At 71.1% G+C, this 418-nt stretch carries 1 pseudogene; it reads right to left on the bottom strand.

Annotated elements, in window-relative coordinates:
* Nucleotides 1-418: pseudogene (locus G3I78_RS49255) on the bottom strand (ferric enterobactin (enterochelin)-binding protein); the annotation flags it as partial.

A 418-nucleotide genomic window follows, 5' to 3' on the forward strand; every position in this document is an offset into this window, starting at 1 on the left:
ACGGCGAGGAACTCGAACTGCTCCTGCCACGTCGTGTACGTGCCGCTCACGAGCACCGTCGGGGCGATCTGGCTCAGGCCGTCGTAGACGTCGGTGGCCTGCTTGAGCGGGAAGCCCCACCCGCCGCCGACGATGAGGTCGGGCTCCAGGGCGAGGATCGCCTCGAGGTTGAAGCCGTCGGCGCTCCACTCGATGAGCTCGGTGCCGTCCGCCTCGGCCTGGTCCTTCCAGAACGGCGAGAACTTCGGGTCCGGGTCGTCCGTCACCTCGGGCACCGTCGCGAGCACGGGGACGTCGAGCTCGTACAGGTAGCCCGCCAGGGCGTGGTTGAGCACGACGACGCGCTGCGGGTCGGTCGGGACGGTGACGTCGCCCTGGTCGGTCGCCCCGACCCGCTCGGAGGCGGTCTCGGACGCGG

Source organism: Streptomyces sp. SID13726 (assembly GCF_010548375.1).
Classification (GTDB): Bacteria; Actinomycetota; Actinomycetes; order Streptomycetales; family Streptomycetaceae; genus Streptomyces.